This window comes from Desulfosporosinus sp. Sb-LF (genome assembly GCF_004766055.1).
Classification (GTDB): Bacteria; Bacillota; Desulfitobacteriia; order Desulfitobacteriales; family Desulfitobacteriaceae; genus Desulfosporosinus.
On sequence record NZ_SPQR01000009.1, the window covers coordinates 100,041 to 115,287 of the forward strand.

12 protein-coding genes are annotated in these 15,247 nt (G+C 44.6%); 4 read left to right on the forward strand and 8 right to left on the reverse strand.

Going from position 1 to position 15,247, the window contains the following annotated elements:
- The first annotated feature begins 56 nt into the window (after positions 1-56).
- Both E4K68_RS14545 and E4K68_RS14550 read left to right on the forward strand, forming a co-directional pair.
- On the forward strand, positions 57-263 hold the full coding sequence (locus tag E4K68_RS14545; RefSeq protein WP_199241781.1) for a hypothetical protein: 207 nt from the start codon (positions 57-59) through the stop codon (positions 261-263).
- A gap of 176 nt (positions 264-439) precedes the next feature.
- Positions 440-739 carry a transposase gene (locus E4K68_RS14550; RefSeq protein WP_282432996.1) on the forward strand — a complete coding sequence of 100 codons (300 nt, stop codon included), beginning with the start codon at positions 440-442 and terminating at the stop codon, positions 737-739.
- A gap of 104 nt (positions 740-843) precedes the next feature.
- Here the strand turns inward: E4K68_RS14550 and E4K68_RS14555 are convergent, their stop codons facing one another.
- The 3 genes from E4K68_RS14555 to E4K68_RS14565 form a co-directional block, all read right to left on the reverse strand.
- Positions 844-2,229, reverse strand: a complete 1,386-nt coding sequence (locus E4K68_RS14555; RefSeq protein WP_135379662.1) for a sugar transferase — start codon at positions 2,227-2,229, stop codon at positions 844-846.
- A gap of 34 nt (positions 2,230-2,263) precedes the next feature.
- Positions 2,264-3,679, reverse strand: a complete 1,416-nt coding sequence (locus E4K68_RS14560) for a sugar phosphate nucleotidyltransferase (RefSeq protein WP_135379663.1) — start codon at positions 3,677-3,679, stop codon at positions 2,264-2,266.
- A gap of 290 nt (positions 3,680-3,969) precedes the next feature.
- Complete coding sequence (locus E4K68_RS14565; protein ID WP_135379664.1) at positions 3,970-4,767, reverse strand: CpsB/CapC family capsule biosynthesis tyrosine phosphatase; 798 nt, start codon at positions 4,765-4,767, stop codon at positions 3,970-3,972.
- 176 nt (positions 4,768-4,943) lie between these two features.
- On the opposite strand from E4K68_RS14565, the gene E4K68_RS14570 reads away from it, so the two are divergent.
- A complete protein-coding gene (locus E4K68_RS14570) occupies positions 4,944-5,645 on the forward strand; it encodes a hypothetical protein (protein ID WP_135379665.1) in 702 nt (233 codons plus the stop codon).
- Positions 5,646-5,727: 82 nt separating this feature from the next.
- Here E4K68_RS14570 and E4K68_RS14575 read toward each other — a convergent pair whose 3' ends face one another.
- Both E4K68_RS14575 and E4K68_RS14580 read right to left on the reverse strand, forming a co-directional pair.
- Positions 5,728-6,441: a CpsD/CapB family tyrosine-protein kinase gene (locus tag E4K68_RS14575; RefSeq protein ID WP_135379666.1), complete on the reverse strand. Its 714-nt coding sequence runs from the start codon at positions 6,439-6,441 to the stop codon at positions 5,728-5,730.
- A 15-nt stretch (positions 6,442-6,456) separates the two neighbouring features.
- On the reverse strand, positions 6,457-7,155 hold the full coding sequence (locus E4K68_RS14580) for a Wzz/FepE/Etk N-terminal domain-containing protein (RefSeq protein WP_135379667.1): 699 nt from the start codon (positions 7,153-7,155) through the stop codon (positions 6,457-6,459).
- Positions 7,156-7,477: 322 nt separating this feature from the next.
- Between E4K68_RS14580 and E4K68_RS14585 the strand changes: the two genes are divergently transcribed.
- On the forward strand, positions 7,478-8,302 hold the full coding sequence (locus E4K68_RS14585; protein WP_135379668.1) for an SGNH/GDSL hydrolase family protein: 825 nt from the start codon (positions 7,478-7,480) through the stop codon (positions 8,300-8,302).
- Positions 8,303-8,316: 14 nt separating this feature from the next.
- Here the strand turns inward: E4K68_RS14585 and E4K68_RS14590 are convergent, their stop codons facing one another.
- The 3 genes from E4K68_RS14590 to E4K68_RS14600 form a co-directional block, all read right to left on the reverse strand.
- Positions 8,317-9,822 carry a cell wall-binding repeat-containing protein gene (locus E4K68_RS14590; RefSeq protein ID WP_135379669.1) on the reverse strand — a complete coding sequence of 502 codons (1,506 nt, stop codon included), beginning with the start codon at positions 9,820-9,822 and terminating at the stop codon, positions 8,317-8,319.
- A 363-nt stretch (positions 9,823-10,185) separates the two neighbouring features.
- The gene (locus E4K68_RS14595) at positions 10,186-12,906 is read right to left on the reverse strand and encodes a cell wall-binding repeat-containing protein (protein ID WP_135379670.1); all 2,721 of its coding nucleotides are present in this window, start codon (positions 12,904-12,906) and stop codon (positions 10,186-10,188) included.
- A 714-nt stretch (positions 12,907-13,620) separates the two neighbouring features.
- Entirely contained in the window at positions 13,621-14,856 is a 1,236-nt protein-coding gene (locus tag E4K68_RS14600) for an Rne/Rng family ribonuclease (RefSeq protein ID WP_135379766.1), read from the reverse strand.
- Positions 14,857-15,247: the final 391 nt, after the last annotated feature.

Below are 15,247 nucleotides of genomic sequence, written 5' to 3' on the forward strand. Positions count from 1 at the left end.
AATATTTATTTTATTCCACCACAAAAACTGGTTCCGACTCCTTGAGACTGAGAGGGGTGAGCTATTTCCAGGTAGGGGGCGCTGTTTATCGTTTTTTTAACCACTCGGGCTATGCTTGGCGTCGCTTTCTTACCTCCTTAAGTGCGGAAACGGTTAAAAAGGTCTGTTCATTAACTTCCAGTAATCGTTTAAATGCTTTTATCGTCGATGATTCCATGTATGAGCGAAATAGGAGTAAGGCTGTAGAACTGGGACTTCGTTGAACTATGCAACGAGAAATCCACAGGAGTGAACGTATGTCCATCCGACCATCCTAAGGTGAGCATGCGAAATCCATGATAGTAGCAGCTCATAGCGTAATCCCAACACCTCGCGAATTAACGGGATATCTGAGAAAATTGATATACGTACATCGGGTTATAAGCGACGAACAGAAGCGTTGCGCCGTTCCACAGAATTAGCTCCAGTGATGCTTGATCAGGCTTTGGCGGACGGAATGACGGCTTCTTATGTTTTAATGGATAGCTGGTTTACGTTCGCTCCACTGATACGGGAGATTACTCAACGTGGAGTGGATGTCATCGGCATGGTTAAAAACACAAATCAACGTTATTTAGTCAACGGTATGAAGTTATCTCTTAAAGAACTTTACACTGTTGCAACACCGGCACATGGGGAAAAAAGGGGATTCCCCGTTCAATCCGCACTCAGATGGTACCCGGAATACCTATGCAGATAGTGTTTGTTAGTCATCGTACCAATAAAAATGAATAATTAGCTATTCTCAGTACCCATTGCAATGAAAATTTCTTCACTTAAGTAGCTGTCTACATGATTTTATCCCTAACTCGCCCCCCGCCTCCCCAGCACCACTGGCACAGTCCTAGCCAATATCTCCATATCCAGCCACAATGACCACCGATCCACATACTCGGCGTCCATTTCCATCCACTCATCAAAGTCCACTGTATTACGCCCGCTAATCTGCCAAATGCACGTAATCCCCGGCCTAACCGCCAATCTCTTCCTATGCTTTGAATCATACAAATTCACTTCACTCGTAAGCGGTGGTCGAGGTCCGACTAGACTCATATCCCCTTTAAAAACATTGAACAGTTGCGGGAGTTCATCAATACTAGTTTTTCGAATAAATTTCCCCACAGCTGTCACTCTAGGATCATTGGCAATCTTAAATACGGGACCGCTCATTTCATTTAAATGAGCCAATTTCGCCTTAAGATCCTCAGCGTTTATAACCATGGAACGGAACTTATATATTTTAAATGCACGTCCGTTTAATCCAACACGATCTTGCGCAAAAACCGCGGGCCCCTTAGACGTCATTCTTATCGCTAAGGCAACGAATATAAATAAAGGACTAAGAACAATAAGTCCAATACCAGACAGAATAACATCCATACACCGCTTGCCCACTTCCTGCCAAGGCCGCCTTGGGTAACTGTCATACATAACCATCGACAGCCCACCAAAATCGACAGGCCTGCTTCGGGCGACTTTCGTTACTATATCATCGAGCAAAACAGCAACATTTTTCCCCATAACATCGAGGATCTCAATTGATTCTTGAATACCCTCCTCTGTAATGAGCGCTGTGACAACGGTTAAATCCACAATATTCATACGAATGATGGATTCTAGATTCGTATAGTTCCCTAAATAAGGAATTTTAAGACCATTTTTGGTAGGGGCGATATATCCAATAACTTTGTACCCTAACTGAGGGTTATTCTTTACTTTCTGCAGATAAAGTTCAGCTGCAGAGCCCCCCCCCAGAATCAAAACGTAACGGGTGTTACGTCCGATTTTTCGCCAAGCTTGTAGTATTATACGAACCACAATATGAACGCCTATAGTTAGGGTTACAACCAAGGCCCCAAAGTAAAAAAAGAAGCGGTTGCGGAGTAAAATTGGACTGTAGAGATTGATCAATACCATACTCAAGGCGAAAGCAAAACAATGCGCTTTAAGCACTTGCCTCAGTTCACGCCAGGCAGACATAAAACGACGCGATTGGTAGACTTTATAAACATTGCTTCCGATTATCCAGGTCAAAAGATAGATAAAGAAGATTACAAAATTTTCTGGCCATATATGACTTAGTACGTGCTTTAAACGATATAAATCAATTGCCAAAGAGAAGCCGATTGCAATTAGAACAATGTCCACTAGTTCTGAAATGTTTTCCATGATCCCCCGATCCCTTAGCATTGTCCCACTTTCCTTTCCTCTTCTCCCCAGCTAATCAACCTATCTTCAAGCCTGACTTATTAACTTCAGAGACCTCTTCACTGGCCGTCCTGCAATGCATCTCAACCTCATCCCAACCCATAAAGATCCTCACAATGTCACCCTCAACCAAATCAGTCCCCGCTTGCACCTCAATAAACTCCAAATCTGTCCTGGCCCTAATCCCATGTTTTGCACCAACCGGAATATGTAAGACATCCCCGGGCTTTACTTCATAGATCACATCGTCAAGCGCAAACTCGCCCTCGCCATTCGTAATCGTCCAAACTTCACTTCGTAGATAATGCAACTGATAACTTAAGCTCTTGCCCGCTGAAACCCCTATCCGTTTGGTCAGAACCTCATGGCCATTTTCATATTTCGTATAATCAAGTACCCGGTACCAACCCCAACGTCGCTCCTCAAACATGGGCCTCTGGGCAATTCCATTGACCAAATCCTTAATCTGCGGGCTGTCTTTTTTATTCGTAACCAAGATCCCATCTGGGCTTGCCGCAACCACGACGTTGGATAATCCAAGGACAATAATCGGTATGTCCAATTCATTAATGAGATGAGTCCCTAAGGATTCCTTACATAAGGCTCCATTCCCGATAATCGGGGCAGCGATTTCCTCTGTTAAGGTGTTCCAAGTTCCGAGGTCTTTCCACTCCCCATCATATCGAATCGCCACAACACTTTTGGCTTTTTCCACCACTTCATAGTCAAAACTAATCTTTGGTAACATCTCATACTCGTTTTTCAATGCCAGATAGTCCGTGGGCAGGCCAATTTCCTCAAGTTTAGAAAGGATATAGCCCAATTTAAAGGCAAATACTCCACAATTCCAAAGGGCTTGCTCTGCGATAAGTTCGCGAGCTTGCTCTTCCTTGGGCTTTTCCTGGAAATGAGAAACTTTCAGGAAAGAAAGACCGTCTTGCTTCGACTCAGGGACGATATACCCATATTTTTCAGAAGGATAGGTGGGGGTCACCCCCACAAGAGCAAGGTCTGCTTCCGTAGTAATAAGTACATTCTCCAACTCCTTAACCTGCTGGAAAAAGCGATCATCCACAAAAGAATCCACTGGAAGTACGGCAACCACTTCATTAGGATCAACGCGTTCAACCGAAGATAAGTAAGCAGCAGCTAAGGCAATCGCCGGGTAGGTATCTCTGCGTTCCGGTTCAACGACCATCTTAACGGAGTCACCCAGCTGACTTTGTAGCATATCTACTTGTGACTTACTTGTAGCCACAACTGCCGAATCTGCTAACCCCACAGTTCTGAGCTGACCCCAAACCCGTTGCACCATCGATTCACTCTCACCATTACTGCTTTCCAGTACTTTGAGGAATTGTTTCGATCGAGCATCATTCGATAACGGCCAAAGGCGTTTACCTGATCCACCCGAAAGTAAAATTAATTTCATGCGAAATCCCCTTTTTTTACAGCCAACAGTTCCCAATGATTTTTAGTCTAATCCTATAAAATCAAAACCGCAGATCCAACCGCATGAGTCTACGGCACTAGGACGTATGTACTATATGATTTCGCTGTTAAAAGCAAATGTCCTCCAAGTAAAAGAAAATTTCTCACACTATCGTGCACGTTGTGTTGATATATTCGAATAAAAAAATACTTGATTATATAAATAATGACATATTGCAATTGTCACTTTCAATTTACCTCAACTTTTGCTATTTTGTTCACCAATTCGACTTATCCCCGGAACCATTCCCAAAACCTATGTTTCCTTTTCTTGATCTCCGGCTCCTTAAGCAAATACTCCCCACCGCTCGGCACGATCTTCCCTTCAAGAATTCTCTGGGGATTTGTTTCTGTTACTTCTCGGAATCTTTTCTCGCCTATGGTTTGCCTTACACACTGGAGCGCCTCCCGATCAACGGAGTCACTGCGAGAAACACGGTGTGCGTCGGAGCCTACGAAGTGGATTAAATCACTGCTTAACATCCTTTCTGCGAGTTGCTTGGGCTGAGGGCCGTATCGTCCACTTAAGCTTCTTAAATCCAGTTGGAAAAGAATCCCCTTTTTAGCCCAATCAATAAGACGCTCCGGTTCTTGGAATAACCCTTTATATCTCTCAGGATGAGCAAGCACAGGAGTCAGCCCCTCAACTTGGAGTTCAAAGAAGACTTGATCAGTATAGTGGGGGATTTCCAGCATTGGAAGCTCGACGAGAATATACTTTCCTGTGTTTCCTAAGGTCAGCAGTTTCCCAGCTCGCACCCACTTGCCCATGTCTGGGAAGATATAGTTCTCTGCGCCAGGTAAGATTTCGACGGAAATACCAGCCTCAGCGACCGCTTGGCATACGTCCGCTGTCGCAGTTAAGATTTCTGCTGGGCTAAGAAAATCAGTCCCCTCCAAGACATGTGGGGTGGCCAGAATTGTCTTAAACCCTGTTCCTTGTAGTTGACGCACGATTCCTAATGTCTCTTCTATGCTCTTAGACCCGTCGTCTAGTCCAGGCAGGATGTGACTATGGATGTCAATCATTTTGAGCTCTCCTATATATCAACTTGATTCAGATCAATTTTATTTGTATTCGTCACCAAAATAACATTTTCCTTCAGCTTTTCATTTGTAAATCATTGACCCGAAACTGTCCTTTTTAATTTCATTAAAGAATGATACAATTTACAAAGAATCTGCAACTAAGGAGAGAAGCTCAAATGTTAAAGATTAAACCTCGCCGCATCCTAGCCGTCCTAGGGGTGGTTATTATAGTAGTTGGAGGCTATGCAGGTTGGCAAGTCTATAGTGGACAACAAATGGCTAATCAGTATGTGGCAGACGCCCAGCAACAGGCCTCAGGAGCAAGCAACGGTTCCGCATCTTCGAATACCCAAACATCAGGGTCTAAGGGGAACACCTCTCTCGATCCGACGAATTCCGGGCAGACTAGCCCCTCCGGGACTTCTCCCTCTTCAGCGGGCTCTTCTCTAGACCCATCTTCAAGCTCTCCTGCGAATTCTAGCGCTCCCGGGTCCGCTTCTGGCGCCTCTAATCCCGGAGAATACAAACTGTTGATGACCAAGACCTATCAACAGACCCTACAAGCCATGCAGACTGTGAAGAGTAATACCCTTGCATTACAGAGCAAAAACCTCTCAATTTCTGCGTATCGGTCTAGCATTCTTCAATCTCAAGCGACCTTTACTGCAGCAGAAGAGTTTGTTCGGGCTAACCCTCCGACGGAAGAAAAGCTAAACCCCTCCTATCAAGAGTTTTTGGCTGGTATCAGCTTAGCGAAGGAATCGATGGGGGTTGTCTTGAAAGGAATTACTTCGTTCAGCCCCGCCAACCTTTATGCTGCCCGTGAAATGGGTAAAAAAGCACAACAACAAGTCGCCGAAGGTTATTCCCATTTATAGGGGCAATTCATGAATTGCCCCTACAGTTCAACGACGTTAGAAGACATCCTCCCTCTTTGTAGAGGGAGGATGTCTTCTTGAATTACCGTGCTTTATGACGCTTATTATGCTTCTTCTTAGTGTCATCTGAGCCATGATAATAATAGTAATAATAGTATTCGCTGGTTTTCATGTCCGCTTTATTGAGAACAGCCCCCAAGATCTTGGCTCCTACTTTATCCAGTTGTTCTTTGGCTCTTTGCGCAAAGTCTTTGTTCACTTCGCCCGAGGCCAAAACTAGGATGACTCCATCAACTTCTTGAGCCAGGATTGCAGCATCCGTTACCGCCACAATAGGGGGAGTGTCAATGAGGACGATATCAAATTGTTCACTGGCTTCTTCAATCAAACGCTTCATCCGTTTGGATCCGACAAGTTCGGCAGGGTTGGGGGGAATAGGTCCTCCGGTGAGAACCTTTACACCGGGCACAGCTGTTTCTTTTATGAATATACGATAATCCTGATCTAGAACTAAGGCAACGGATAACCCTTCTACATTACTTAACTCAAATAGTTTATGCTGAGTTGGATTGCGTAAGTCAGCATCCACCACAAGCACAGACTTCCCGGATTGAGCAATACTTACAGCGAGGTTAGCGACGGTGGACGATTTTCCCTCCCGAGGACCTGCGCTTGTTACCATTATCTTTTTAGTTTCTGAGTCCACGCTCGTAAACTGGACGTTTGTCCGAAGCGTTCGAAAGGCCTCTGAAATTGGAGATTTCGATTGCTCCAATGTAATTAGTGAGTATGCCAATGAAATCCTCCTCTCTTAAGCCTTTTTTCCCATTTCATAATTTGGTATAACACCTAAGACGGGTATCCCTAGCAAGGTTTCCACATCATTAGACGTCTTCACGGTATTATCCAGGTATTCTAGCAAGAAGACTAGTCCAACCGAGGCCATCAGTCCCACTACAAAGGCAATCAGTACATTGAGTTTCTTATTCGGTTTGACAGGAACGTCCGGCGTCACGGCTTTATCGACGATACTAACACTGTCCACTTTTTTAATTTCGATAACTGCTTTAGAAAACTCTTGGGCAATAGTGTTGGCAATTGAGGCTGCCAACTCAGGGTTGGTATTAGTCACCTGTATTTCTAGGATTTCCGTGGTTTTTACTTGGTTTATGGCTATCTGTTTATCGATTTCGGCCACAGTCATCGGTAGATTTAAATCCTTAATGACATTTTCTTCTACCGTTCTGCTCTGAGCAATCGTGGCATACGTCTTAGCCAGTTGTTGATTGGCGAGTAAGACACTATTATCCAACATTTGAACTGCTGCTTGACCAGCCTCAGACGCTTTCTTTCCGACGATCAGAGTCGTGGACGCCTGATACGAGGGTTTTATGATAAAAAAACTAATGACTCCACTCGTTAGCGCTGCTATGAGAGGTAAAGCCACTACAATCAGCCAACGTTTGCGCAACACTTCCCAGTACTGCCGTAATTCTATTTCTTCTTCCATTGTCACCCTCCCAAATAGTCCAATAAAAACTTGTCCGACTATGTACTATTCGAGGTTTATTTCAGTTTTCCTTCCAAGCGTCCTAATAATCACTTCTTTTAGAGAAAGTTCTTTAGTTCATTACGCGAACCTCAGATTCTTATGCCCTAGGCCGCAGGGTTTTTCATCCTGATAAATGAACTACATGTTGATGCTCCGACAGAAGAATAAAACTATAATTAATTAGATGTCTTCTTATTATCCAGAAGGGAAACAAGGGGTTGAATGTCGAATATTGTTAACTACTAAAGTATCCGCTACCTATTTTGGGAGGGAACATTTGATGAACCGAACAACAAAAATCCAAGTATATGTAATTTTTTCTGCTTTAATTCTTGCACTTATTATTATTGTCTTATTCTGGGCACTGAATTATGGAAAAACAACCAAATATACGTTAAATCAAACCACCTCGACAGGTATAACAATACAAGCGGGTTCAGAAACCATAACGAGTCCTAACAAAAAAAATATGACTGCCGCCCCGGTCACTCCAGGCATTCACAAAGGATTGACAAAGCTAATGGAGACGGCATCAGTTAGCGCCCTTATAATTGGAGATTCTATCGCAGAAAGCCAAGGGGCTTCCAATAAAGATCTATCGAGTTGGCACGCCCTAGTCGACAACGATCTGCACGATAGATACCCTGGTACGATTCAATGGCACTTTAAGACCAGTGCGGGAGCATCAATTAATGATGCCCTAAAGTTCACGCCCTCGGCAACACAAGATACCGACCTTATTATCCTTTGCTTAGGCCGACAAGATTCCGGCAGGATGAAGCTCTCAGAGTTTAAGCAAAAATACGAACAACTTCTTGTAAAACTGAAAGCCCAGAGCCCGAATGCGGACCTCTTTTTAGTGGTAGAACCCCCTGTTAAAAGCAATGTAGAGAATAACAAGTTTTTCCCATATCGTAAAATCATTCTTGATTTAGCTCAAAAACATCAGCTTCCGGTTATTGACGAGTGGACGGCCTTTATCAACGACCCAGTCCCTCTCACTAGCTTGTTAGCAGATAACGGAAATCCTAACGACAAGGGTTACCGAGTTTTTGCTGACGGTGTATTAAAAGGGTTCGAGGGATATTTAATGCCTGCGTATTGACCAAATTTTACCTCTTAGTTTTTGAATTTCAAAGTGATTGTTAAAGTGCCAGCGGATGTCCCGTTTTTTAGCAATTCACCCCGCAAAGTTTTTGTATTATAGACAAGTCTGAATGCCCCCAGATCTAGCCCACCTTGTATTTGTCCACCTGTGATCAAATCTCCCACTGTTACAATTTTCTGTTGTCCTGCTATTAAAGGAATGTTCTGGGTATTATTTAGTACTTTAAATTGAAGGATGCAGTTCTGATCAGCAGTCAGGCTAAACCCTAGAACTTTTACATCATCATCCAGTCCCGAGAGATCAACAACCGCTCCGTTACTAAAGGTCCCCAAGGAATTCGCTGGATCAGTGTTGACTTGAAGATTGCTTATGGTTACATTAGCAGGCACAGTAGGATTAGGAGGCGTAGTGACCGCTCCACCTGCCGACGGCAGAGCAGGCGATGTCACTGGAGAGGTAGCAGGTGGAATGACAGGTGAATTTGGCAGTTCATTAGAGATATCTGTCAACGACTTAAGTACGCTATCAGGTACTGCGGCCACTCCTCCAAGTGCAACAAAATCCAGTAAATTATTTAGTTTTAAGAAATCTTTCATCTTGCTCGACCATTCACTTTGACCTAAAACGATCGGGGAATGAGTGAGTACTGCTAGCGGTACTCCCGATAGGGCATCTACAAACGTTTCTCCATTAGCCACATAAACCTTTTCATAATGAACATCATTTGCGAATCCTTTCAGCACTTCCAGGTTTGTATCAAATTTAGTCACACCAGAGTAGCGATGAACCGTCCCCGGAAGTGCTCCCTTGATTCCATCTCCTACAACCGCGGTCCCACCTATCACATAGGAATCCGTAATACTGTTTAGTTTATTCAGAAATTCCTCAACAGAAGAAGGTAATTCGTTCTGCGTAGTTGCTAAAATTGGGATCTCCAGAGTAGCTGCGATGGAGGAAACAGACAATGCATCCACCGGAGCCATCCAGCCTGCGGCTACGACCACCTTTGTTACATTGGTCCCAAGTTCAATCATTTCCTTGGCGATGTTTACGGACGTTTCATATTGATCTAACCCACCGAGTGGAACCGGAGTAATTCCTAGTGCTTTGATTTCGTCAATGGCCGAGGGTTTAATTACCGCCGTACCACTGGTTATGTATACCTTTTTTGGTTTGAGGCGCTGTAACTCGGCTTTAGTGAACAAGTCTAGACCTTGCCCACCATCTGTTAAAAGAATCGGGGCCTTTAATTTAGCCGCTAACGGGCCCGCCGCGAGTGCATCCACGAGGGTATTACTCATTCCAGAGGAGAGAACGACATTGTCTGTTGCTTCCGGCCAACCCTTTTCAGCGATTAGTGCAGCTGTCTCGAACTGGTCAACTCCACCAATCCTGGTTACGGCACTTGAGGTATTTGTAGTGGCTGCGTTTGCGATAATTGGAGTTAGGGTTGAAGACAAGACAACGACAGCTGCCATACAACTATTTAACAGCTTCTGTTTTGTTATTTTACTCATGATTCGTCCTCCTTTTTTTACTTTCCAATAAGCCTTCGAAGTTTAGGAACATTTATATGATAATTACTTTACCTTCCACCCTCGATAATGGACAATCATTCAAATTTATTCGCCATTCCAATGAATATTCCTGCAGGGATATTCATTTTCTGATTATTTCTACCTTATGAGTCCTAATTTCAAGTGTTTTAAACAAACCTCGAACCTTATTTATCAAACAATATCTGTTACTGAAAAAATATTATTACAAATTTAGAAGGACCCGCTACTCATCCTAGCGGATCCTTCCTTCAGGCAAATACTCTTTAATCTCATGGCAAACCTGTTGCTCCAAAAATCGCAGGGTCGTTGAGAGAGTTTATCTTATTGATATGAGCCTAAAACCGTCAGTGTATAGGTGGGAGATGTCCCAAAACTAATAGATTTACCCATGAGCTTACACAGCGGTATATTATTAAAGACGTATCCAGGTACATTACCCAAAATACTGGTTTGCAGCTGTGCAGCCGTTAAACCACCATTGGAAGTGTAATCTACACTACTAAGCAGCATGGAAGAAACAACCTTAGCAAAATCAAAACTACTTCCGTTAGTCAGCGTACCCATGGTTGTTGCACCATACCCGTCCTTGATTCCAACCGTAACTGTTGTTGGGCTAGTTTTAGTAATCGTCATCCATGTATTCGATATTGTGGTTACGTCGTCAGATGTGGCCGAACCCAAGGTAATGTTCACAGTTACCGTGGAACTTGGAGTAAAACCAGTTTCTGTCAATTGCCCCTTTAAGACCACTGGCCCAGCACCAAAGACTAGGCGGAGATTCGCTAGAGAAACTCCGTTATTTCCCATATCCAAAGCGCCTAGTAACGATGAAGTTGCCACTATTCCATTTACAGGAACTGCGGTCAATTCACTGATCAACCACTCTTCGCCTCTCGCCTTTATAGACGTGATCTTCAAGCTTGGGTTCACGCCATTTGATGTGAGCTGTAAACCTGTAAAACGATCTGAGTCTAAAGCAGACGTTAAATCAAAACTATAATTAGAACCACTTTTTGTCGCAATGATAGTGGGATTTGTTGCGCTCGAAGTTTTTCCAACCAAGGAACTCAAAACCAAGGGAATACTTTCAGTTGTTCCAGCTGGTAGTGTGGAACCGCCTACACTAGCACCACCTGTAACTGTGGAAGCAACCGTAGTCGAAGCAGGAGATTGTTCAATGGTCGTCCCACTTGCATTAATAACTGCGTTACCTATGGAACCTGTGCCAGTGATCGATGTTCCAGCATTCAGGGTCGCAGTCGTTACTGTTGCTCCTGTAGCCACGCTTACAGTCGTATTGGCCGCGGTACTCGCAACCGTGACTGCACTAATCGTACCACCATTTACATGCACTTGAGCTGTCGATTGGATATTAAGTTGTCCGATATTTCCCGAACTCATCGAGACTGAAGTATTGCTCACCCCTTGCGGGATTGTCAATGCAGTGACCGTTCCACCGGTAACATTGACGGAACTTCCAGTCGCACTTTGCCCCAATGTTAGGGCTGACACCGTCCCATTTGGAACCGAGATCGTAACTCCAGGGGCATCCAATATGACACTAGAAAAATCCCCTTCGAGATCAATACTGTTGTCCTCACCTGTAAAATTACTCACTGTAACCTCACCGAAGGCTGAGCTTGACCCCGTATCATTCTGCAAGGTAACTCCCGATTGCAATTGGACGTTTGGAATACTTGTACTTCCCGCCGCCACAATCCGCACTCGACCATCTTGCCTAATCACGATCAACGCACCTGTTAAATTCGAATTAGTAATGTGTATACTGTTCTGTCCTCCGCCTTTGACAATTGTCTGACCCGTGACTGTGACATTCTCCAAATAGACATTTCCGTCTCCAACGGAGGCAGCAATTTCTAGATCTCCATTAATGCTTAAATTCTGTAACTTGACCTCTCCTGCAGTGATCAGAGCGTTACCCTGCACGGAAGTACTAAATGTACCCGCCGTATCATAAGTTGTTGTTGACACACCGCCACTATTGTGACCACCACTATAACCGCCACCACCAGTAGCACCACCACCGGCAGGGGCAGTGTAAACTATCCCTGTGCGAACAACATCAGGTACAACTGCTGTACCACCTATTGCCGTTACAACGCTGGTAGCGGAAAGTTTGCCGCTCACATAAGCTGTACCCTCATTTGCAACTCCATTGGTGAGTACGATCCCTGCATTGTATTTCGCTGCCAAAGGTGCCCCAGCCAAAGCGTCAATTGCTGTTTCACCATTAGCAATAAAGACATGATCATACTTCAGAACGCTGTCAAATGCCTTAAGCACAGCAAGGTTCGTGTCATATGCCGTGTTTCCTGACTGACGGGTTGCGCTAGGAAGCTGAGCTCTGACACCTTCACTAATAACACCTGTTCCACCAATCACATCCGTGGTTTTCACACTCGTGTTTGTAGTCAGAAATGCTTTTACACTGACAGGAATTGTTTCTTTTTCGGTTAAGAGAATCGGCTCAGTTTGAGCAGAGGCAATCGAGGCGATGGAGAGTGCATCTTGATTCTTCCATCCGTAAGCAACTGCAGCTTTGGTTACTGGAGCGCCGAGATCTACCATTTTTTGAGCGATATTGGCGGATGTAGCGAATCGGTCAACTCCACCAAGCGGTTCGACTGTAATATCCATACCTTTTAACTCATCAAGCACTGCTTGGCTAATCACACCTGTCCCGCTGGTTACATAAACTGTCTTAACTTTCAGCTTAGTGAGTTCATCTTTAGTATCAGCATTTAATCCATCCCCAGCCTCTGTTAATAGGATAGGCGCTTTAAGGTACGTAGCGAGTGGGCCCGCCGTCAGTGCGTCAACCATGCCGTAAGAAGTTGATGATGCAAGTATTGCTGTGCCAGTCCAACCTGTTTGATCAGCAATTTGCACTGCCGTCTGCGCAGCACTATATCCACCTAAGCGAGTAGGGACTGCACCCTCAGCGAGGGTATTTAACGGGATCATAGCGAGTGCCATAACAGCAATAGCTAATGTAGCAACGGCTTTTTTAGTTCTTTTCATGCAGTTAACTTCTCCTCCTCTTTTTTATTGAAAAAATGGGATCCTTTTTCCTTTAACCTAGGACGTCTCAGTCGTCCCTCACCCCCTTAAATTACCCAAGATACTCCTGGTGTTAATTGCTTACGGCTTTTCCCCGATGGACTAACTTTATGGATATATGACCATAAACCTTGTTTTAACCCCATTATGCTTTTCGAAATTATGTAACCTATTCCTAATTATTCTTTATAAAAGTAAATACTCCTGCTTAGTTACAACCTTATAAATGAAATTTCACTAATCTAATGTCTATGCGCTGAAAGAACAACACCACATATTTTAACTGAACTAGACCCTATTGATTAAGAAAACTACCCCGATAACGACCGCTGCAAATACAATACTCATAAGAATAATATAATAGTTCTGCCTCTTATGATTAAGCTTGTGCCATGGTAAGGCCATAAACCGCCTGCCCCTTTCTGAATAAACCCTACTTATAACGATAGTTTATTACAAAAACCGACAGTCAACAACATTCTTCTTTAGTTCAGAAAAGGAAGTTAGGTATTTGTGAGATCATTCAGCGCAAAAAACGATCTTGAGAAACAAGGGATTTTGGCAGTTTATCTAACTCAAATCGTATCGTGTTTCACCTCGAAATCACAGGTAATTACAAACAGCAAAAAGTCCCGAAGAGATTATTTTCTCTTTCCGGGACTTTTGCTATCAGTTTCATACTCTACCGCTTCCATCACAAGTCGGACAAGGCGATGTATACCTCACGGCTAACGTCTGACCCACTTTCTTCCGGGTCATTTCCACGAGCCCCAATTGAGTCAGCCCCAAAACCTGAGATTTCGTCTTATCTCGAGCACAGGCCGTCTCCAAGACCTCAATCACCCGTTGCTGATCTTCTTTCGAGGTCATATCGATAAAGTCGATAACAATGATCCCACCTAGGTTTCTCAAACGCAACTGCCGCGCAATCTCTCGAGCCGCCTCTAAGTTCGTGTGGACCACCGTTTCCTCCAGGGATCGCTGCCCCACATATTTCCCGGTATTCACATCAATCACGATTAAGGCTTCTGTCTGCTGAATTACCAGATAGCCTCCGCTTTTTAGCCAAACCTTCGCCCGCAACGCTTTGCGGATTTCATCATCTACACCATACCTTCCAAAGAGATCCTTTTCCGCGGCAACGAGTATATGTTTTGCCGCCGGGTGTTCTATCTCTCGCAAAGCCTGGCGTAATATCAAAGCAACTTCATTCTGATCGACCGTGATTTTCTCCACATCTTGATCCACCCAATCGCGAACAAGACGAGAAATCAAATCCACATCCTTATGTACAAGACCGGGCACGGAAACATGCGGAATCCTCGGTTGTAAAACTCGCCACTTCTCCACCAGCTGAGCAATATCTTCCGCAATCTCTTCCCCGTCAACCCCAACGGCAAGAGTGCGAACAATAACACCCATACCCTCCGGCTTCGACGCAGCGGCCAGATCCCTCAGCCTCACCCGCTCCTCATTCTCTAGAATCTTCCGAGACACACCGACATAATTCACCAAAGGGAGGAGCACCACATACCGACCAGGCAACGTTAAGTTAACACTAATCCGCGCACCCTTACCACCTACTGGTTCTTTAGTAATTTGAACTAAAAGCTCTTGACGTGGTTTAACAACCTGCTCGATCCGATCTTGACTCACCAGAGAAGGCTTATCATCCTCATCAAAACGTGCCGCCACAGCATCTCCCACATAAAGAAACGCATTCTTGTCCAGCCCGATATCGACAAAAGCAGCCTGCATCCCAGGAAGAACATTCTCCACCCGTCCCCGATAAATATTCCCAACCAAATGAGACGAACCGCCCTCTTCCTCAAACACATCCATCAAATCGCCATTTTCAAAAACGGCAGCCCGCATTCCCTTGGCCCTACTTTGCAGAACAATTTCCTTCAAACCAGACCCCACACTTTCACTTCTCATAGGAAAACACCTCCCTAGGAACTTCGCGATACTTCAAAGCCTCCAACACAGCACCGATTCAGAGGTGCCGGTCCCACATGCTTGAATAGCATGTCCCAACAAGCACGCCTAAACAGTTCCTATCCCGAGCTTCCCGAAAAGCAACACCCCAGCACCCGTTCCCACCCCGAAGGCGCAGCTCAGCAAACGTTCCATCCCCCGTCGACCCCAGACTAGAGGAAGTTTCTTAGCTTAGAGAAGCACTTTAGCGGAATCGCGTCAATGAACGCAGACGCCAAGGCGTTAAGAACCGCAATGGTTGACATGCAGAACTGCCCTGAGGTTTTGCGGTTTAGCCATGGGGTCAAGCGAATAGCGATGCAGC